This window comes from Tardiphaga sp. vice304 (assembly GCF_007018905.1).
Classification (GTDB): domain Bacteria; phylum Pseudomonadota; class Alphaproteobacteria; order Rhizobiales; family Xanthobacteraceae; genus Tardiphaga.
On record NZ_CP041402.1, the window covers coordinates 3020283 to 3040270 of the forward strand.

At 65.1% G+C, this 19988-nt stretch carries 17 protein-coding genes; 10 read left to right on the plus strand and 7 right to left on the minus strand.

Annotated features, from left to right (window positions below; translation table 11 throughout):
* Nucleotides 1-92 precede the first annotated feature (92 nt).
* From bamA to lpxB, 6 genes are all read left to right on the plus strand, one after another.
* Nucleotides 93-2630, plus strand: coding sequence for an outer membrane protein assembly factor BamA (bamA, locus tag FNL56_RS14355; RefSeq protein WP_143573401.1), 2538 nt, complete (start codon nt 93-95; stop codon nt 2628-2630).
* 32 nt (nt 2631-2662) lie between these two features.
* Complete coding sequence (gene lpxD, locus FNL56_RS14360) at nt 2663-3742, plus strand: UDP-3-O-(3-hydroxymyristoyl)glucosamine N-acyltransferase (RefSeq protein ID WP_143573403.1); 1080 nt, start codon at nt 2663-2665, stop codon at nt 3740-3742.
* On the plus strand, nt 3739-4218 hold the full coding sequence (gene fabZ, locus FNL56_RS14365; protein ID WP_143573405.1) for a 3-hydroxyacyl-ACP dehydratase FabZ: 480 nt from the start codon (nt 3739-3741) through the stop codon (nt 4216-4218). Before lpxD ends, fabZ begins: the two co-directional genes overlap by 4 nt.
* A 136-nt stretch (nt 4219-4354) precedes the next feature.
* Nucleotides 4355-5158, plus strand: a complete 804-nt coding sequence (lpxA, locus tag FNL56_RS14370) for an acyl-ACP--UDP-N-acetylglucosamine O-acyltransferase (RefSeq protein WP_143573406.1) — start codon at nt 4355-4357, stop codon at nt 5156-5158.
* A gap of 32 nt (nt 5159-5190) precedes the next feature.
* Nucleotides 5191-6048 (plus strand): LpxI family protein, encoded by an 858-nt coding sequence (locus FNL56_RS14375; RefSeq protein WP_143577939.1) that lies wholly within the window; start codon nt 5191-5193, stop codon nt 6046-6048.
* Nucleotides 6045-7202, plus strand: coding sequence for a lipid-A-disaccharide synthase (gene lpxB / locus FNL56_RS14380; RefSeq protein ID WP_143573409.1), 1158 nt, complete (start codon nt 6045-6047; stop codon nt 7200-7202). Before FNL56_RS14375 ends, lpxB begins: the two co-directional genes overlap by 4 nt.
* A 68-nt stretch (nt 7203-7270) precedes the next feature.
* Here lpxB and gltA read toward each other — a convergent pair whose 3' ends face one another.
* Nucleotides 7271-8575 (minus strand): citrate synthase, encoded by a 1305-nt coding sequence (gene gltA / locus FNL56_RS14385; RefSeq protein WP_143573411.1) that lies wholly within the window; start codon nt 8573-8575, stop codon nt 7271-7273.
* A 150-nt stretch (nt 8576-8725) separates the two neighbouring features.
* A complete protein-coding gene (gltX, locus tag FNL56_RS14390; RefSeq protein WP_143573413.1) occupies nt 8726-10150 on the minus strand; it encodes a glutamate--tRNA ligase in 1425 nt (474 codons plus the stop codon).
* Nucleotides 10151-10253: 103 nt separating this feature from the next.
* Here gltX and FNL56_RS14395 point away from each other — a divergent pair, with 103 nt between their 5' ends.
* From FNL56_RS14395 to FNL56_RS14410, 4 genes are all read left to right on the plus strand, one after another.
* Nucleotides 10254-10583: a type II toxin-antitoxin system RelE/ParE family toxin gene (locus tag FNL56_RS14395; RefSeq protein WP_143573415.1), complete on the plus strand. Its 330-nt coding sequence runs from the start codon at nt 10254-10256 to the stop codon at nt 10581-10583.
* Between the two features lie 12 nt (nt 10584-10595).
* Complete coding sequence (locus FNL56_RS14400) at nt 10596-10904, plus strand: transcriptional regulator (RefSeq protein ID WP_143573417.1); 309 nt, start codon at nt 10596-10598, stop codon at nt 10902-10904.
* An 81-nt stretch (nt 10905-10985) separates the two neighbouring features.
* Nucleotides 10986-12662, plus strand: coding sequence for a glutamine--tRNA ligase/YqeY domain fusion protein (locus FNL56_RS14405; protein WP_143573418.1), 1677 nt, complete (start codon nt 10986-10988; stop codon nt 12660-12662).
* 244 nt (nt 12663-12906) lie between these two features.
* Nucleotides 12907-15183, plus strand: a complete 2277-nt coding sequence (locus FNL56_RS14410; RefSeq protein WP_143573420.1) for a ComEC/Rec2 family competence protein — start codon at nt 12907-12909, stop codon at nt 15181-15183.
* Here FNL56_RS14410 and lexA read toward each other — a convergent pair.
* The 5 genes from lexA to trpD all read right to left on the minus strand — a co-directional run bounded on the left by lexA (nt 15177) and on the right by trpD (nt 19862).
* Nucleotides 15177-15914 carry a transcriptional repressor LexA gene (gene lexA, locus FNL56_RS14415; protein ID WP_143573421.1) on the minus strand — a complete coding sequence of 246 codons (738 nt, stop codon included), beginning with the start codon at nt 15912-15914 and terminating at the stop codon, nt 15177-15179. The two genes, FNL56_RS14410 and lexA, sit on opposite strands and share 7 nt — an antisense overlap.
* A gap of 162 nt (nt 15915-16076) precedes the next feature.
* Nucleotides 16077-17285, minus strand: coding sequence for a molybdopterin molybdotransferase MoeA (locus FNL56_RS14420; RefSeq protein ID WP_143573423.1), 1209 nt, complete (start codon nt 17283-17285; stop codon nt 16077-16079).
* 23 nt (nt 17286-17308) lie between these two features.
* A complete protein-coding gene (gene moaC, locus FNL56_RS14425) occupies nt 17309-17836 on the minus strand; it encodes a cyclic pyranopterin monophosphate synthase MoaC (RefSeq protein WP_143573424.1) in 528 nt (175 codons plus the stop codon).
* Between the two features lie 205 nt (nt 17837-18041).
* Nucleotides 18042-18839, minus strand: a complete 798-nt coding sequence (gene trpC / locus FNL56_RS14430; protein WP_143577940.1) for an indole-3-glycerol phosphate synthase TrpC — start codon at nt 18837-18839, stop codon at nt 18042-18044.
* A 3-nt stretch (nt 18840-18842) separates the two neighbouring features.
* Complete coding sequence (trpD, locus tag FNL56_RS14435) at nt 18843-19862, minus strand: anthranilate phosphoribosyltransferase (protein WP_143573428.1); 1020 nt, start codon at nt 19860-19862, stop codon at nt 18843-18845.
* Between the last annotated feature and the right edge of the window lie 126 nt (nt 19863-19988).

Below are 19988 nucleotides of genomic sequence, written 5' to 3' on the forward strand. Positions count from 1 at the left end.
TGGTAAAATTGGCTACAAGCGGGGCAACAAATGGGATTCTGTCAGACCGTAGGGGTGCGGGCTGGCGATGGAATGATAAGGGCGCGCAGCGCATGAAGTTTGGTTTGCGGGTATTGCGGGGAAGTCTGGTTGCTTCTCTGATCATGGTCGCCATGCCGGTCGCCGCTACGGTGACTGCTGCGCTGGTTTCGTCGTCTGCTTCTGCCCAGACCGTGGCGTCGATCTCCGTCGCGGGCAATCGCCGCGTCGACGTCGAGACGATCCGCTCCTACTTCCGGCCCGGCCCGAGTGGCCGCCTCGACCAGGGCGTGCTCGATGACGGCCTCAAGGCCCTGATCGAGACCGGCCTGTTCCAGGACGTCCGGATCAGCCAGCCAGGCGGGCGTGTTCTGGTTTCCGTCGTCGAGAACCCGGTCATTGGCCGCGTTGCCTTCGAGGGCAACAAGAAGGTCAAGGACGACCAGCTCACCGCCGAAGTGCAGTCGAAGTCGCGCGGTACGCTGTCGCGCCCGATGGTGCAGGCCGACGCCTCCCGTATCGCCGAGATCTATCGCCGCTCCGGCCGCTACGACGTCAGCGTCGTTCCCGAGATCATCGAGCAGCCCAACAACCGCGTCGACCTGATCTTCACGGTCAATGAAGGCGTCAAGACCGGCGTCAAGCAGATCGAGTTCATCGGCAACAAGGCCTATTCGTCCTACCGCCTCAAGGACGTGATCAAGACCCGCGAATCCAACGTCCTGAGCTTCCTCGCCTCCGGCGACATCTACGATCCGGACCGTGTCGAAGCCGATCGCGACCTGATCCGCCGCTATTACCTGAAGAACGGCTACGCCGACGTTCAGGTCGTCGCCGCGCTCACCGAATACGATCCCGAGCGCAAGGGCTTCCTGGTTACCTTCAAGATCGAGGAGGGCCAGCAGTACCGCGTCGCTTCCGTCGACTACCAGTCGACCATCCCGACCCTCGATGGCCGCTCGCTGAGCAGCTTCTCCCGCGTCAATGTCGGCTCGCTCTACAACGCGGAAGCGCTGGAGAAGTCGGTCGAGGAGATGCAGATCGAGACCTCGCGCCGTGGCTATGCCTTCGCCGTGGTCCGTCCGCGTGGCGATCGCAACTTCGAAGCCCACACCGTCTCGATCTCGTTCGCGATCGAAGAGGGCCCGCGCACCTACATCGAGCGCATCAACGTTCGCGGCAACACCCGCACCCGTGACTATGTCATCCGTCGCGAGTTCGACCTGTCGGAAGGCGACGCGTATAACCGCGCGCTGGTCGACCGTGCCGAGCGTCGCCTCAAGAACCTCGACTTCTTCAAGAGCGTGAAGGTTTCGACCGAGCCCGGCTCGTCGAGCGATCGCGTGATCCTGGTCGTCGATCTCGAAGAAAAATCCACCGGCGACTTCTCGGTCTCGGGCGGTTACTCGACGACCGACGGCGCGCTGGGCGAAGTCAGCGTCTCCGAGCGCAACTTCCTCGGCCGCGGCCTGTTCGCCAAGGCGTCGGTGCAGTACGGCCAGTATGCCCGCGGCTACTCGCTGTCCTTCGTCGAGCCCTATCTGCTCGACTACCGCGTGGCGCTCGGCCTGGATTTCTTCCAGCGCGAGCAGCTTTCCAACAGCTACATCTCGTACAACACCAAGACGATCGGCTTCAGTCCGCGTCTCGGCTTCGGTCTGCGTGAGGATCTGACCCTGCAGCTGCGCTATTCGCTGTATCAGCAGAAGATCTCGCTGCCGTCGACCTACAACAACTGTAATAATAACACAGCCAATGGCCTGCTCGCATTTAACCAGACACCAGCCGCGCTGAATGCTGCGGGAAGCACCCCAAACCCAGCTAATTCAGCGACCTTTGGCTGCTACGCCGACGGTGAATCCTCGCTGCCGGTCCGCAGGGAACTGGCTGGCGGCGCGACCATCACGTCGCTGGTCGGCTACACGCTCAACTACAACACCCTCGACAACAACAAGAACCCCACCGACGGCCTGTTCGTCGAATGGAAGCAGGATTACGCCGGCGTCGGCGGCGACGTCAGCTACCTGAAATCGACCATCGATGCGAAGTACTACACCCCGCTGGTCGCCGACATCGTCGGCCTGCTGCGGGTCCAGGGCGGCATGCTGAATTCGGTCGGCAAGGACATCCGCATGCTTGACCATTTCCAGATGGGTCCGAACCTGGTTCGCGGTTTCGCGCCGAACGGCATCGGCCCGCGTGACATCAGCTACGTCGCCCTGGGTGCGACGGGCGATGCGATCGGCGGCACGAAGTATTGGGGCGCGTCGGCTGAATTGCAGATGCCGTTCTGGTTCCTGCCGAAGGAAGTTGGCATCAAGGGCGCGGTCTATGCAGATGCCGGCGGGTTGTGGGATTATCAGGGTCCGACGTCGTGGGCGCAGACGGGTGAAGTCAACACCGCAGGCTGCACTCCCGCCAGCAAGACGACCGTTGGTACCTGTACCGGTCTGCAGGCTGACACCAGCAACACGATCCGCTCGTCGGTCGGTGTTGGCTTGATCTGGCAGTCGCCGTTCGGTCCGCTGCGCTTCGACTACGCGGTGCCGATCACCAAGGGCGACTACGATCGCGTCCAGCAGTTCAAGTTTGGCGGCGGAACTTCGTTCTGAGTTTGATCACGCGCCGTACCGCGACGGGTGGCATGGCACAGCCGGACTTCTTCAAGCAAACGCCGTCGCTGACGCTGGCCGAGATCGCCGCGTCAGCGAAGGTTGAGCTGGTCGATCCCTCCAGGGCCGACCAGTTGATCACCGGGCTCGCCGCGCTCGACGGTGCAGGCCCGCACGATCTCGCCTTCTTCGATAACGTCCGCTACATCCACCAGCTCGCGCAGACCCGCGCGGGCGCGGTGCTGGTGAGCGAGCGTTTCAAGGGCGACATTCCCCCGCACATCGCCGTTCTCCGCGCCAAAAGCCCGTTTGGCGCTTTCGTGGCGCTCAGCCGCGACTGGCACGACGACGCGCTGCGGCCGCGGTCCGGCTTCGGCCTGAACGGCGTCGCGGCCTCCGCCGTGATCCATCCCACGGCGATGCTGGAAGACGACGTCACGATCGATCCGCTCGCGGTGATCGGGCCGGATGTCGAAATCGGCGCCGGCACCGTGATCGGCTCCGGCGCGGTGATCGCCGCCGGCGTCAAGATCGGCCGCGACTGCAATGTCGGCGCCAATTGCGTGATCCAGTTCGCGCTGATCGGCAACAACGTGTTGATCCACCCGGGCTGCCTGATCGGGCAGGACGGCTATGGCTTCATCTTCGCGGCCACCCATCTCAAGGTGCCGCAGACCGGCCGCGTGTTGATCCAGAACGACGTCGAGATCGGCGCCGGCACCGCGATCGACCGCGGCAGCCTGCGCGACACCGTGATCGGCGAGGGCACCAAGATCGACAATCTGGTTCAGATCGGCCACAATGTGACGATCGGGCGGCACTGCCTGATTGCCGCCAAATGCGGGCTGGCCGGCAGCCTGACGCTCGGCGACCATGTGGCGCTGGGCGCCATGGTCGGCCTCAATAATCACATCACGATCGGCGACGGCGCGCAGGTCACCGCGATGAGCGGCGTCAAGGACTCGATCCCCGCCAAGGGGCGTTGGGGCGGGTTCTTCGCCAAGCCGACCAAGCAGTGGTTTCGCGAGATCCTCGCGGTTGAAAAGCTCGGGCGCGACAGCGCACCGGGCGCCAATACAGGTTCGCAGGACGCGAAGGACGAGGGGCAATGAGCGAAGTTTCATCGATCGATCAGGAGTCACCGATTGCGTATGATCTGGTCGATATCAACACCATCCTGAAGACGCTGCCGCACCGTTATCCGTTTCTGCTGATCGACCGCGTCGTCAACATCCGCAAGGACTACAGCGGCATCGGCGTCAAGAACGTCACGATCAACGAGCCGGCCTTCCTCGGTCACTTCCCGGACCGTCCGGTATTTCCGGGCGTGCTGATGATCGAGGGCATGGCGCAGACCGCCGGCGTGATCGGCATCATGTCGGTCGAGGGCACGCAGAAGCCGCGCGCGGTGTACTTCCTGACCATCGACAAATGCAAATTCCGCAAGCCGGTGATGCCCGGTGACACGATCGAGTATCACATGCGCAGCATCGGCCGGAAGAAGTCGATGTGGTGGTTCCACGGCGACGCCAAGGTCAACGGCGTCATCGTCGCTTCCGCCGACGTCGGCGCGATGCTGACCGACTGACGCTGCCGTTGCTGGCGGGCGCCTGGTTTTGGCGAAGCGAAACCAGACGTGACTGGACAGGGCTGGTTCCCGGCGCTAACCAGCCGAAAACCATACATATTCACAGCCTTGGCGCTGTCAGAACCTGGACCCTGCGATGAGCAATATCGATCCCACGGCGCGAATTGCAGATGGCGCGGTGATCGGCGAGGGCACCACCATCGGGCCGTATTGCATCATCGGGCCGAACGTCGTGATCGGGGCGGACTGCAAGCTGATCGCCCATGTCCACATCACCGCGCAGACCACCATCGGTGACGGCTGCACGATCTATCCGTTCGCATCATTGGGCACGCCGCCGCAGTCGCTGAGCTACAAGGGCGAGTTGACGAAGCTCGTGATCGGCAACGGCTGCACGATCCGCGAATCCGTCACCATGAACGCCGGCACCGTCGCGGGTGGCGGCGTCACCACGGTCGGCGATCGCGGCTACTACATGAATTGCAGCCATGTCGGCCATGACTGCCATGTCGGCAACGACGTGATCTTCGCGACCTCGGCGACGCTCGGCGGCCATTGCGAGATCGGCGACTTCGTGTTCATGGGCGGGCTCTCGGCCGTGCACCAGTTCACCCGGATCGGTCCGCAGGCGATGGTCGGCGGCATCTGCGGCGTGCGCGGCGACGTCATCCCGTTCGCGCTGGTCAACGGCCAGTACGCCAGCCTGGAAGGCCTCAACATCATCGGCATGAAGCGCCGCAAATTCACCAAGCAGCGCCTGGCGCTGGTGCGCGGATTTTACCAGAAGCTGTTTCACGGCGAGGGTATCTTCGCCGAGCGGCTGGCGCGCGTGCAGCCGCTGGCCTCCGAGGATCCGGCGATCGCCGAGATACTCGCCTTCATCGCCGCCGGCCAGCATCGTGCGCTGTGCCTGCCCGAGGATGGCAAGGGCAAATCCTGATTGGTCCAATTGATCGCGGCGCGGGGCAGGCCATGACGCATCAAGAACCGGTTCTCGCTTCCCACGTCGGCCTGATTGCCGGCGGCGGCGTGCTGCCCTTCGCGGTCGCCGACTCACTCAAGGCGCGCGGCGTCACGCCGATCCTGTTTGCGCTGAAGGGGTTCTGCGATCCGGTCGCCGCCAGCAGGTTCAGGCATCACTGGGTGCCGCTCGGCCGGATCGGCCGGCTGAAAAGCCTGATGCGCGACGAACATTGCCGTGACCTGGTCTTCATCGGCACCTTGGTGCGGCCGGCGCTGTCCGAAATTCGCATGGATTGGGGAACGCTGCGAGCGATGCGGCACATCCTGTCCGCGTTTCGCGGCGGCGACGATCACCTGCTCACCGGCATCGGCCGCATCTTCGAAGACGATGGCTTTCGCCTGCTCGGGATCAAGGACGTAGCACCGGATTTGCTGATGCCGGCGGGATCGTTGTGCCGCGCGCGGCCCGATGCCGGCGCGGAGGCCGATATCACCAAGGGGCTCGCTGTGCTCGGCGCGCTGAGCCCGTTCGACATCGGCCAGGCGACCGTCGTGATCGACGGCCACGTGATCGGCGTCGAGGGCATCGAGGGCACCGACGGGCTGCTGGCGCGCGTGGCGCAGTTGCGCGCGCAGGGTCGTATTCGTGCCAGGCCGGGCCGCGGCGTGCTGGTGAAGGCGCCCAAGAGCGGGCAGGATTTGCGCTTCGACATGCCGACGCTCGGTCCGCAAACAATTGCACGGGCGGCCGAGGCGGGGCTGGCCGGCATCGCCATCGTCGCCGGCAACACCATCGTCGCCGAGCCGCAACAGATGGTGGACGCCGCCGACGCCGCCGGCCTGTTCGTGACGGGGGTAACGGCGTGACGCGAAAGATCTTTCTGATCGCCACCGAAGAATCCGGCGACCGCCTCGGCTCGGCGCTGATGAAGGTGCTGCGGCAGCGCCTCGGCGACGACGTCAGCTTTGAAGGCATCGGCGGCTCGACGATGGCCGCCGAGGGGCTGGCCTCGCTGTTTCCGATCGAGGCGCTGTCGATCATCGGCTTTGCCGCGATTCCAAAAAAGCTGCCGATGATCCTGCGCCGGCTGGCCGAGGCCACCGACGCCGTGCTGAAGGCCGCCCCCGATATACTGGTGATCATCGACAGCCCCGATTTCACCCATCGCGTGGCGCGCCGCGTACGCCGCCGCGCGCCCAACATTCCGATCGTCGACTACGTCTCGCCATCGGTCTGGGCGTGGCGGCCGGGCCGGGCGCGGGCGATGCGCGGTTATGTCGACCACGTATTGGGGCTGCTGCCGTTCGAGCCCGAGGTGCACCGGCAGCTCGGCGGTCCGCCGTGCAGCTATGTCGGCCATCCCCTGATCGAGCAGATTGCATCGCTCCGCCCGAACCCCGAAGAGCAGGCGCGCCGCGACGCCAGCCCGCCGGTGCTGCTGGTGCTGCCCGGCAGCCGGCGCAGCGAGATCCGCCATCACATGGCGATCTTTGGCGCAGCCCTCGGGCTGTTGCGGAAGCAGGGTGTGGCATTCGAGCTGATCCTGCCGACCATGCCGCATCTCGAACAGGCCATTGCCGTCGCGCTGAAGGACTGGCCGGTGCAGCCGCGCGTCGTGGTCGGCGAGGCCGACAAGCGCGCCGCATTTCGCATCGCGCACGCCGCGCTGGCGAAGTCGGGCACCTCGACGCTGGAACTGGCCATCGCCGGTGTGCCGATGGTTGCTGCCTACAAGGGCGGCAATGTCGAGGCCTGGATCGCACGCCGCGTGATCCGCTCGGCCTCGGTGATCCTCGCCAATCTGGTGGTCGGTGAAAACGTGGTGCCGGAATATATCCAGCAGGACTGCACGCCGGACAATCTCGCGCCGGCGCTGCGCGACGTGCTCGCCGACACGGCGCTGCGGCAGCGCCAGGTCGAGGCCTTTGCGAAGCTCGACACCATCATGGCGACCGGCAAGACCTCGCCGAGCATCGGCGCGGCGGAAATCGTGATCGGGATGTTGAAGCGGCGCGGCTAGCTCACAAACGAAATCGGCGGACCGTTTCCGGTCCGCCGATTTGCTGTTTGGATCCTTGAAGTGACCTATCAGCCGCGCTTGGCGATATCGACGTAATCGCGGCGGGCGGCGCCGGTGTAGAGCTGGCGCGGACGGCCGATCTTCTGCTGCGGATCCTCGATCATCTCGCTCCACTGGCTGATCCAGCCGACGGTGCGGGCGACCGCGAACAATACGGTGAACATCGAGGTCGGGAAGCCCATCGCCTTCAGGGTGATGCCCGAATAGAAGTCGACGTTCGGGTACAGCTTGCGGTCGATGAAGTACTGGTCGCTCAATGCGATCTTCTCGAGTTCCATCGCCACGGCGAGCATCTCGTCGCCGCCATGACCGGTTTCCTTGAGCACTTCATGGCAGGTCTGCTGCATGATCTTGGCGCGCGGATCGTAGTTCTTGTAGACGCGGTGACCGAAGCCCATCAGGCGGACGCTGGAATTCTTGTCCTTCACCTTGGCGATGAATTCCGGAATCTTGTCGACGGTGCCGATCTCGGCCAGCATCGCCAGCGCGGCTTCGTTGGCGCCACCATGCGCGGGTCCCCACAGGCAGGCGATGCCGGCGGCGATGCACGCGAACGGGTTGGCGCCCGACGAGCCGGCAATGCGCACGGTCGAGGTCGAGGCGTTCTGCTCATGGTCGGCGTGCAGCGTGAAGATCTTGTCCAGTGCCTTGGCCAGCACCGGGTTGACCTTGTAGTCCTCGCAAGGCACCGCAAAGCACATCTTGAGGAAGTTCGAGGCGAAATCCAGCGAGTTGGTCGGGTACACGAAGGGCTGGCCGATCGTGTACTTGTAGGCCATCGCGGCGAGCGTCGGGATCTTGGCGATCATGCGGATCGACGCGATCATGCGCTGCTTGGGATCGTTGATGTCGGTGGAGTCATGGTAGAACGCGGCCAGTGCGCCGACCGACGCGACCATCACGGCCATCGGATGCGCATCGCGACGGAAGCCCTGGAAGAAGCGGGCCATCTGTTCGTGAACCATGGTGTGGCTGGTGACGCGGCCGTCGAAATCGGCCTTCTGCGCCTTGGTCGGCAGTTCGCCGTACAGAAGCAGGTAGCAGGTCTCGAGGAAGTCGCCGTGGCCGGCGAGCTGCTCGATCGGGTAGCCGCGATATTCGAGGATGCCGGCATCGCCGTCGATGTAAGTGATCTTCGACTGGCAGCTGCCGGTCGAGGTGAATCCGGGGTCATAGGTGAACATGCCGGACTGGGCATAGAGCTTGCCGATGTCGATGACATCGGGACCGACCGTCCCGCTCAGAATCGGGAAGTCGAAGCTCTTGCCATCGACGGTCATCGTGGCGTTCTTGGTATTGGTTTTTGCGTCCATCGTGTAGTCCCCGATGAGATCGTTGAGAGGGCCGGTCGGTCGTAGCCATCCGGAAATGGCTGGACCAGGCCAGATATGCCTCAGGCTTCGCAGATGGGTATCGCATTGGCGTGTGCGCTGCAAGACGGCCAAGCGCGACCTGCTGCTATGCTAAACCGCTTCTTGATCGGCGAGCCGGGCAAGGCATTCCTGCCGCCCCAATACCGCCAGCACGTCGAAGATTCCGGGCGAAGTCGTCTTTCCGGTCAGCGCCACCCGCAGGGGCTGCGCCACCGCGCCGAGTTTCAGGCCATTGGCCTCGGCAAACGTGCGGGTAGCTGCCTCCGTGGTCGCCGCCGTCCAGTCGGTGACGCCCTTGAGTGCGCCGTGCAGTCTGCCGATCAAGGCGCGGGTTTCCGGCGTCAGCAAGGCTGCGGCCTTCGGCTCCATCACCAGCGGCCGGTCGGCAAAGATGTAATAGGAACTGTCGATCAGTTCGATCAGCGTCTTGGCGCGCTCCTTGAGCTGCGGCATCGCCTGCAACAGCTGCGCGCGCGACGTGTCGTTGAGCTTGGCCTTGAGATCAGCGCCATCAGGCACGTATTCCAGCACATCCTCGAACTGGGTCACAAGCGACCGATCGTCGGCGTGCCGGATGTAGTGGCCGTTGAGATTCTCCAGCTTGGCGAAATCGAACCGTGCGGCGGAGCGTCCGATGGCGGGCAGGTCGAAGTCGCGGATCATCTCCTCCGTGGAGAAGATCTCCTGGTCGCCGTGGCTCCAGCCGAGCCGCACGAGGTAATTGCGTAGGGCCTCGGGCACGTAGCCCATCGCGCGATAGGCATCGACGCCGAGCGCGCCGTGGCGCTTGGAGAGCTTCGAGCCGTCCGGCCCGTGGATCAGCGGGATGTGCGACATGCTGGGAACCTGCCAGCCGAGCGCGTCGTAGATCTGCTTCTGGCGGGCGGCATTGATCAGGTGGTCGTCGCCGCGGATCACATGCGTCACGCCCATGTCGTGGTCGTCTACCACCACCGCCAGCATATAGGTCGGGTTGCCGTCGCCGCGCAGCAGGACGAGGTCGTCGAGGTTCTCGTTCTTCCAGGTGACGCGGCCCTGTACCTGGTCGTCGATCACGGTCTCGCCGTCGAGCGGCGCCTTCAGGCGGATGGTCGGCTTGACGCCGGCCGGCGCCTCCGACGCCGCGCGTTCGCGCCAGCGGCCGTCATAGAGTTTCGACTTGCCCTCGGCACGGGCCTTCTCGCGCATCTCCTTGAGCTCGTCGGCGGAGGCGTAGCAATAATAGGCCTTGCCTTCGGCCAGCAGCTGCTCGGCAACCTCGCGGTGCCGGCCGGCTCGCTGGAACTGGTAGACGGTGTTGTCGTCCCATTCGATGCCGAGCCACTTCAACCCTTCGATGATCGCGGCGATCGCCGGCTCCGTGGAGCGCTCGCGGTCGGTATCCTCGATCCGCAGCAACATCTTGCCGCCGCGGCCGCGCGCATACAGCCAGTTGAACAGCGCGGTGCGGGCGCCGCCGATGTGCAGGAAGCCGGTCGGGGAGGGCGCGAAACGGGTGACGATGGGTGCGGTCATTCAGGGCTTCGATCAAGGCTGGAGACGTTTGCGGCCGTGTATCACATGGGATCGTCTGGCCCAATGGCGTTGAAAACGGGTAACCTATATGTTACCATGATCTATGGTCGAGATCCGCTATTATGTGGACGAGGATGGCAGAGCGCCTTTCACCGACTGGGCGGAGAGGCTGGACGTTTTCGCATCTGCGCAGATTGCCCGTGCGTTGCGGCGCATGGCGATGGGAAATTTCTCCAACTCCAAGGGTGTCGGCGAAGGCGTTCTGGAATTCCGCATCGATTTTGGGCCGGGATACCGCATTTATTTCGGGCGAGATGGAGACACACTTGTGATCCTGCTCACCGGCGGAACGAAGAAACGGCAGCAGCAGGACATCCTGGCCGCGCGCGCGTTTTGGCGCGACTACAAGCGAACCAAACGCACGCAGCAGTGATGGAGATGGACGATGGCAACAACGAGAGACTTTGGGGAGTGGCTACAAGATTACGCCCGGAAGCGTCCCGATTTTGCTGAAGCGCTGCTGCAGGAAGGCATCGACGCATTGCTCGATGGCGAGGTCGATGTAGGCAGGTCCCTGCTACGAGATTACATCAAGGGAACCATTGGCTTCGAGAAGCTAGGCGAAGCCATCGGGGTACAGCCCAAGAGCCTGATCCGTATGTTCGGCCCACGCGGCAATCCGCAGGCCAAGAACATTTTCAGCGTGATCGGCTACCTGCGCAAGCACGTCGGCCAGCCGAAGAAAGCCGCTTGAGACGGTGCCGTTTCGGTGAACCACGCCCCTTGGCGCGGCCCCCCGGATTTGGCACATAGGGCGCAGCTTGAAAGGCACCCCATGACAGACGAATCGGCAGCGGACACCGCAGAGGTTGGCCGCGACTTCATCCGCGACATCGTGGCCGCGGACCTCGCCTCCGGCGCGCACAAGGCCGTGGTGACGCGTTTTCCGCCGGAGCCGAACGGCTATTTGCATCTTGGCCACGCCAAGTCGATCTGCCTGAATTTCGGCATCGCCGAGGAGTTCGGCGGGATCTGCAATTTGCGCTTCGACGACACCAACCCGACCAGGGAAGAGCAGGAATTTATCGATGCCATCCAGCGCGACGTGCGCTGGCTCGGCTTCGACTGGGGTAGCAACCTGCATTACGCCTCGGACTATTTCGAGCAGCTCTACGCTTGGGCGCAGGAGCTGATCCGCGCGGGCAAGGCCTATGTCGACGACCAGTCGCAGGAAGAGATCCGCCTGACCCGCGGCACGCTCACCGAGCCCGGACAGAACAGCCCGTTCCGCGACCGACCGGTGGCGGAGAACCTTGATCTGTTCACGCGGATGCGCGCCGGCGAATTCCCGAACGGCGCCCGCGTGCTGCGCGCCAAGATCGACATGACCTCGGGCAACATCAATCTGCGCGATCCCGTGATCTATCGCATCCTGCATGCGCACCATCCGCGCACCGGCACGGCGTGGAGCATCTATCCGAGCTACGACTTCGCCCACGGCCAGTCGGACGCCATCGAGCACGTCACGCATTCGATCTGCACGCTGGAATTCGAGGACCACCGGCCATTGTACGATTGGTGCCTTGAAAACCTGCCGGTGCCGTCCCGGCCGCACCAGTACGAGTTCGCGCGCCTCAACATGACCTACACGCTGCTGTCGAAGCGCGTGCTCACCGAACTGGTGCGCGGCGGCCATGTCTCTGGCTGGGACGATCCGCGGATGCCGACTTTGGCCGGGCTGCAACGCCGCGGCGTGCCGGCCGCAGCCCTGCGCGAATTCGTCAAGCGCATCGGCGTGGCCAAGGCCAACTCGACGGTCGGCATCGACATGTTCGACTTCGCCGTGCGCGAGACGCTGAACCGCACCGCGCAGCGCCGCATGGCGGTGCTGAAGCCGCTCAAGGTGGTCATCGAGAACTATCCGGAAGGGCAGGTCGAGGAGCTCGACGCCGTCAACCATCCGGAGGACGAGACACTGGGGTCACGCAAGATACCGTTCGGCCGCGAACTGTACATCGAGCACGACGACTTCATGGAAGAGCCACCGAAGAAATTCTTCCGGATGGCGCCGGGCCGCGAGGTGCGGCTGCGCTACGGCTATTTCATCACCTGCCGCGAGGTGATCAAGAATGCGTCCGGTGAAGTGATCGAACTGCGCTGCACGTACGATCCTGAAACCCGCGGCGGCAACGCGCCGGACGGCCGTAAGGTCAAGGCGACCATTCACTGGGTCGCCGCGGCCAAGGCCGTGCCGGCCGAGGTGCGGGTGTACAATCTGCTGTTCACCGCGCCGCAGCCGGACGCGGCCAATTTTGCTGCGCAGATCAATCCGGAATCGCTGGAGACGCTGACCGGCTGCATGGTCGAGCCGGCGCTGGCATCGGACAATTCGGACGCCGCCGTGCAGTTCGAGCGCCAGGGCTATTTCTGCCGCGACAAGGATTCCGCGCCGGGCAAGTTGGTGTTCAACCGCACGGTGGGATTGAGGGACAGTTACGCCAAGGCGACCTGAACTGTCATTCCGGGGCGCGGGCGGCGGTAGCCGACCGCGAACCCGGAATCCCGAATTGTTCATCGTCCCATCTCGGGATTGCCCGCCACTCCAATTGGAGTGGCTGAGGTTCGCTCGCGCTGCAGCGCTCGCGCCCCGGAATGACAACTAGCACTGCAAGCAGTCCCATATTCCCCATCCGTTCCCGTAGTCGACCGGTAATTCCTTCCGCTAGCATGCTGGCGGGAACAGCCGGGCGACGGCGATGGCAAACCGCAACATCAACCAACCGCGCGCGCATGCCGGCACCTGGCCGCCGCAGGCGGTGCCGTCGGCTGGTACTGCGCGGCCGGGCACGCGGCTCTGGCAGACCTTAATCGGCACGTTGCAGGCATGGGCGCGCGCGGAAGCCGGGCCGGGGCGGCTGCTGCCCTGGGTGCCGGTCGCGTTCGGTGCCGGCATCGCGCTGTACTTCGCCGCCGAGCACGAGCCGGTGGCCTGGGTCGCGGCGTCGACAGCGGCCGTCCTCGCCATTGCCGCGTTCCTGTCGCGCCGGCAAAAGTGGTTTCCGCTTATCGTGATGCTCGCCGCGATTGCGGCAGGCTTCGCGATTGTCACGCTGAAGACGGCGCGGATTGCGCACGCCGTGCTGGCGAAGCCGCTCTACGGCGTGGCGCTCACCGGCTACGTCGAAACGCATGAAGAGCGCGAGCGCACCGATCGCTTCGTTCTGCGGGTGACGACGATGGAGAGCCCGCGTTCGCAGGTGCGGCTCGAACGGGTGCGGCTGTCGGTGCGCAAGGGCGCCGCACCTGCGGTGGGCAGTTTCGTCCAGTTGAAAGCGCGGCTGCAGCCGCCGCTGCAGCCGTTACGACCCGGCAGCTACGACTTCGGTCGCGACCTGTACTTCCAGGGCATCGGCGCCTCCGGCTTCGTCACCGGCAGCATCAAGGCAGTCGATCCGCCGAATGTGCCGGGCTGGCGGTTGCGCTACGCCGCGACCATGCAGGGCTTTCGCGATGCGATCGACGCGCGCATCCGCACCGTGCTGTCCGGCGACGCCCGCGCCATCGCCACCGCGCTGTTGACCGGGCGGCGCGACGCGATCTCGCCGGAGGTCAATGATGCGATGTTTGTCTCGGGGCTCGGCCACGTCTTGTCGATCTCCGGCTATCACATGGCGGTGGTCGCCGGCGTGGTGTTCTTTACGGTGCGCGCGCTACTGGCGCTGATCCCCGCGTTTACCGTGACCTTTCCGATCAAGAAATATTCGGCTGCCGCGGCCCTCGCCGCGGCGCTGTTCTATCTGTTGCTGTCGGGCGCGGAGGTGGCGACGCAGAGATCGTTCTTCATGACGGCGGTGGTGCTGCTCGCGATCATGGTCGATCGCCGCGCCATCACCTTTCGCACGTTGGCGGTGGCGGCGATGATCGTGCTGGTCGCGATGCCGGAAGCCTTGGTGCATCCGAGCTTCCAGATGTCGTTTGCCGCGACATTGGGACTGGTGGCGCTGGTGCAGGGCGGCGTGCCGGTCCTCTTGGCATCGCCGGACCATTCCGCAACGGCGCGCGCCGCGCTCTGGGGCGGTCGCGAGATCATCCTGCTGACGCTGGCGTCGCTGGTCGCCGGCCTCGCCACCACGCCCTATGCGGCGTTTCATTTTCACCGCGTGACGCCGTATGGCGTTTTCGCCAATCTGCTGGCGATGCCGGTGGTCTCCGTGCTGGTGATGCCGGCCGGACTGCTCGGGCTGGCCGCGATGCCGTTCGGTTTCGACGGCGTGTTCTGGCGGCTGATGGATGTCGGCATCCAATGGATGATCGTGGTGACGCAATGGGTCGCGGCCTTGCCGGGAGCCATCGGACGGGTCGCCGCGTTCGGGCAGGGGCCGCTGATCGCCGCGACGCTGGGGATCATCCTGCTCGGGCTGCTGCGCACGCCGCTGCGCTGGATCGGCGCCGGTGTGCTGGCGCTATCGATTGCCGCGGTGCTCACGGTCAAGATGCCGGACGTGTTGATATCAAATGACGGCCACCACGTCGCGGTTCGCGGCCGCGATGGACGGCTGCAATGGATGCGCAGCACCAAGGATACGTTTTTGCAGAAAGAGTGGCTCGGGGCCGACGCCGATCCGCGGCTGCCGAATGAGGCGTCGCTCGGCCACGGCGTGGCATGCGATGTCGCGGGATGCGTCGCGGCGCTGGCCGATGGGGCTCTGGTTGCGCTGGCGCTGCAGCCCGACGCTTTTGCCGATGACTGCGCGCAAGCGGTGCTGATCGTCACGTCAAATCAGCCGCCGGCCAATTGCGCCGCAAAGGTGATCGATGCGGAAACCCTGCGGGCCAGCGGCGCACTGATTTTGCGCCGAAGCGGCGACGGATTTGCAACCACCGCCGTCCGGCCGAAAGGCGTCAACCGGCCGTGGTCGGGCGCAGTGCCTGATGCCGCCGAACCATCAAGCGCTGCAGGACGGGGCAACCGCCCGGTCGATGCGACGCCGGCCGAAGCCGACGTGCAGGCCGATGATTCCGCTGCTCAGTAGCGGCGATAGATCCCGACCAGCTTGCCCTGGATGCGAACCCGGTTCGGCGGCAGGATGCGGACTTCGTAGGCGTCGTTAGCGGGCTCCAGCGCGATCGAGGCGCCGCGGCGGCGGAAGCGCTTCAAGGTGGCTTCCTCCTCGTCGATCAGCGCGACCACGATGTCGCCGGTATCGGCGCTCTCGTTTTTCTGGATCAGCGCCATGTCGCCATCGAGGATGCCGGCGTCCTGCATCGAGTCACCGCGCACTTCCAGCGCGTAGTGCTCGCCGGTGCCGAGCATGTCGGGGGGTACGCTGATGGTGTGGCTGCGGGTCTGCAGCGCCTCGATCGGCGTACCCGCGGCGATGCGGCCCATCACCGGGACGGCCACCGAGCGGCGGCTGTCTTCCTCGTAATCGCCGTTGCCGTTGTTGTTGCCATTGCCGGTCGACAAGGGTCGCACCTTGCCGAGCGTGCCTTCGATGACGCTGGGCGTGAAGCCACGGCGGCCGGTGGCAGGTGCTGCGGCGCCGCCGAGTTCGGGCAGCTTGATGACTTCGATGGCGCGCGCCCGGTTCGGCAGCCGGCGGATGAAGCCGCGCTCTTCAAGCGCCGTGATGAGGCGGTGGATACCGGATTTGGAGCGCAGGTCGAGCGCGTCCTTCATCTCGTCGAAGGACGGCGGCACGCCGGCTTCCTTGAGCCTTTGGTCGATGAATTTCAGAAGTTCATACTGTTTGCGCGTGAGCATCTGGAGCCATCCTTGGTTGACGGGATCAGCCGCCGCATCATCATCGTCGGTTTCAGGACCGGGCAAAGCCACGACATCTCGAAACAAATCATGAACGAACACTATCTGTTCCATATGTGTTCCGCAACGCTTAAATTCCGGTCAACAAAACCGCAAGAGGGCTCAGATCGGCAATCGCACAAACTCGCAAAGCGAACCCTTGGGCGCCGCCACAGCGAACGGCCGACGGATCAGAAGTCCTTGCGCGGCAGCGAGATTTCCCAACAAGGAGGAGTCCTGCCTGGATACCGCCGTCGCGATCACGCTACCGTCGTCGCCCGGCGTCAGCACCGCGCGCAGATAATCTTCGCGCTGATCATTGGCGGCAAGATCGCGACCGACCCGACCCGATTCGATGGCATGGGCGACCTGCGCGCGGCCGGACAGCGCGCGAATCAACGGCACCATGAACAGGAAGGCGCAGACATAGGACGACACCGGATTGCCGGGCAGGCCGATCACCCGCATCGCGCCGCGCCGTCCGTTCATCATCGGCTTGCCCGGCCGCATCGCGATCTTCCAGAACGCCATCTCGACGCCGGCGGCCTCCAGCGAGGGCTTGACCAGATCGTGGTCGCCGACCGAGGCGCCACCGGTAGTGACGAGGATATCGGCGCCTGCGTCGATCGCACGCTGGATCGCCGAGGCGGTCGATTCCAGCGTGTCGGCGGCGATGCCGAGATCGATCACCTCGGCGCCTTCGGCGCGCGCCAGGGCGCGAAGCGCAAAGCCGTTGGACAGGACGATCTGGCCGGGGCCGGGGATGGCGCCGGGCAGCACCAGTTCGTCGCCGGTGGCGAGTACGGCGATCACCGGGCGGCGGCGCACCGGCAGTTCGGGGTGGTTCATGCCGGCGGCGAGCGACAGATCGCGATCGGTGAGGCGCTGCCCGGCGCGCAGCAGAACGTCGCCTTCAGCGAAATCGATGCCGGCCGCGCGGATGTGCTTCGCCACGGTGGCGGCTTCGTTGATGAGGACGACGGCGCCGTCGCGCGAAGTGTCTTCCTGGATCACGATGGCGTCGGCACCGTCCGGCACGACGCCGCCGGTGAAGATGCGCAGCGCCTCGCCGGCGGCCAGCGCGCGCTCGAACGGCCGGCCGGCGGCGACCTCACCGATCACCGTGAGCCGCGCGCCCATCACGGCATCGGCGGCGCGCACCGCATAGCCGTCCATCGCCGACATCGGCTGCGGCGGCTGCGTCCGATTGGAGGCGATGTCGCGCGCCAGCACGCGGTGGTACGCCGCCTCCAGCGGCACCATTTCCTCGGGCAGGGCGTCGGCGCCCGCGAGAATGGCAGCCATCGCGTCGGCAACCGGCATCAGGGCCATCAGTCAATCTCCAGGCGTCGTGATCAATCGGCGTCGTTGTCGGTGACCAGATAATGGCCCGACTTGCCACCCTTCTTTTCGACGAGATGAAGGCCTTCGATGCGGACGCCGCGCTCGACGGCCTTGATCATGTCGTAGATCGTGAGGCACGCGATCGAAACCGCGGTCAGAGCTTCCATCTCGACGCCGGTGTTGCCCGAGACCTTCACGGACGCGCGGACCCGGCAGCCCGGCAACTTCTTGTCCGGCGTGATATCGAGCGTGACCTTCGACAGCATCAGGGGATGGCACAGCGGGATCAGGTCGGAGGTGCGCTTGGCCGCCATGATGCCGGCGATCCGAGCGGTGCCGAGCACGTCGCCCTTCTTGGCGTTGCCGGAGACGATCAGTTCCAGCGTCGCCTTGCTCATGATCACCAGGCCTTCGGCGACGGCGAGACGCTCCGTTGCCGGCTTGTCGGAGACATCGACCATGCGCGCCTCGCCGGCGGAATCGATGTGGGTGAGGGCGGGGGCGTCGCTCGCGGTGCGCCTCGATTTCTTGCCGGCCATGACTTTGGATCCTGTCTTTGCAAAACGGACTTGCGCGCCGCTGCTCTTTCTTCCCCTCTCCCCTTGTGGGAGAGGGTGGCCGCGCGATAGCGCGGGCGGGTGAGGGGGCGTGTGTTGCACTCCGCAGCTCCCCCTCATCCGACGCCGACTTCGTCGGCGCCACCTTCTCCCACAAGGGGAGAAGGGAAGAAAGCAAGGATGCGACTCACGCCGCGCGTTTCAGCAGCGCCTTGGTCGCGGCCGTAACATCTGCCTGCCGCATCAGGCTTTCGCCGACCAGGAAGGTGGAGATGCCCACGCGCTCGAGGCGGGCGAGGTCGGCGGCTTCAAAAATGCCGCTCTCGCCGACCATCAGGCGGTCTTTCGGGATCATCGGCGCCAGCGTCTCGCTGGTCGCTAGCGTCGTCTCGAAGGTCCGCAGATTGCGGTTGTTGATGCCGATCATCGGGGAGCGCAGGTTTAGCGCGCGCTCCAGCTCCGGCTGGTCGTGGACCTCTAAAAGCACATCCATGCCATGCTCGATCGCGGCATCCTCGATGTCGCGGGCGGCGGCGTCATCGAGCGCCGCCATGATGATCAGGATGCAGTCCGCGCCGTGCGCGCGGGCTTCGACCACCTGATAGGTTTCGAACATGAAATCCTTGCGCAGCACCGGCAGCTTCACGGCGTTGCGCGCCGCGACCATGAAATCGAGGTGGCCCTGGAACGACGGCGTGTCGGTAAGAACCGACAGGCACGCCGCGCCGCCGGCCTCATAGGCCTTCGCCAGCGTGGGCGGGTCGAAGTCTTCGCGGATCAGGCCCTTCGAGGGGGAGGCTTTCTTCACTTCGGCGATCAGCGCGAAGTCGCCCTTGTCGAGCTTTCGGTAGATCGCGGTCATGAAGCCGCGCGGCGGCGACGCGGTCTTGGCCAGCGCTTCCAGCTCGGACAACGGGTGCGCGCGCTTCGCGGCGGCGATTTCCTCGCGCTTGTAGGCCTCGATCTTGGTGAGGATATCGGACATCGCTCAGTCCTTCGCGTTCGAAACCGTGACCAGCCGCTTCAGCTTTTCCAGGGCGGCGCCGCTGTCCAGCGACGTCTGCCCCATCGCTATGCCTTGCTTCAGGTCGGCTGCCTTGCCGGCGACGATCAAGGCCGCGGCAGCGTTGAACAGAGCGACGTCGCGGAACGCGCCGGGCTTGCCGTCGAGCACGGCCTTGAGCGAGATCGCATTCGCCTCGGCGTCGCCGCCGCGCAGCGCGTCGGGGCCGGCGCGGGGCAGGCCGGCGTCTTCCGGCGTAATCTCGAACGAGCGGATCTCGCCGTTCTTCAACTCCGCCACGAAGGTCGGGCCGCTCAGCGTGATTTCATCGAGGCCATCGGAGCCATGAACCACCCAGGCGTGCTTGGAGCCCAGATTCTTCAGCACCTGCGCCAGCGGCAGCACCCATTGCCGCGAGAACACGCCGACCATCTGCCGGGTCACGCCGGCAGGATTGGAGAGCGGGCCGAGCAGGTTGAAGATGGTGCGGGTCGCCAGTTCGACGCGGGTCGGGCCGACGTTCTTCATCGCCGGATGATGCGACGGCGCGAACATGAAGCCGATGCCGGTCTCGGTGATGCAGCGGCCGACGTGGTCAGGCGTGATGTCGATCTTGATGCCGAGCGCGGCCAGCACGTCGGCGGCACCGGAGCGCGACGACAGCGCCCGGTTGCCGTGCTTGGCGACCGGCACGCCGCAGCCGGCGACGATGAAGGAGGCGCACGTCGAGACGTTAACGGAGCCGGAGCCGTCGCCGCCGGTGCCCACCACGTCAACGGCGCCCGCAGGAGCATCTACGCGCAGCATCTTGCCGCGCATCGCCGCGACCGCGCCGGTGATCTCGTCGACGGTCTCGCCGCGCACCCGCAGCGCCATCAGCAGTCCGCCCATCTGCGACGGCGTCGCTTCGCCCGACATCATGCTGTCGAAGGCCGCCGACGACTCTTCGCGAGACAACGTGGCGCCGGTGGCGACCTTGGCAATGAGTGCCCTGAGATTGTCCATCAGATGCTTTCAGTATCTCGTCATGGCGAGGAGCCCTTGCGACGAAGCAATCCAGTCCTCGTGTGGCCTTCTGGATTGCTTCGTCGGAGCAACATTGGCAAGGCCAATGTTGCTGCTCGCTCGCAA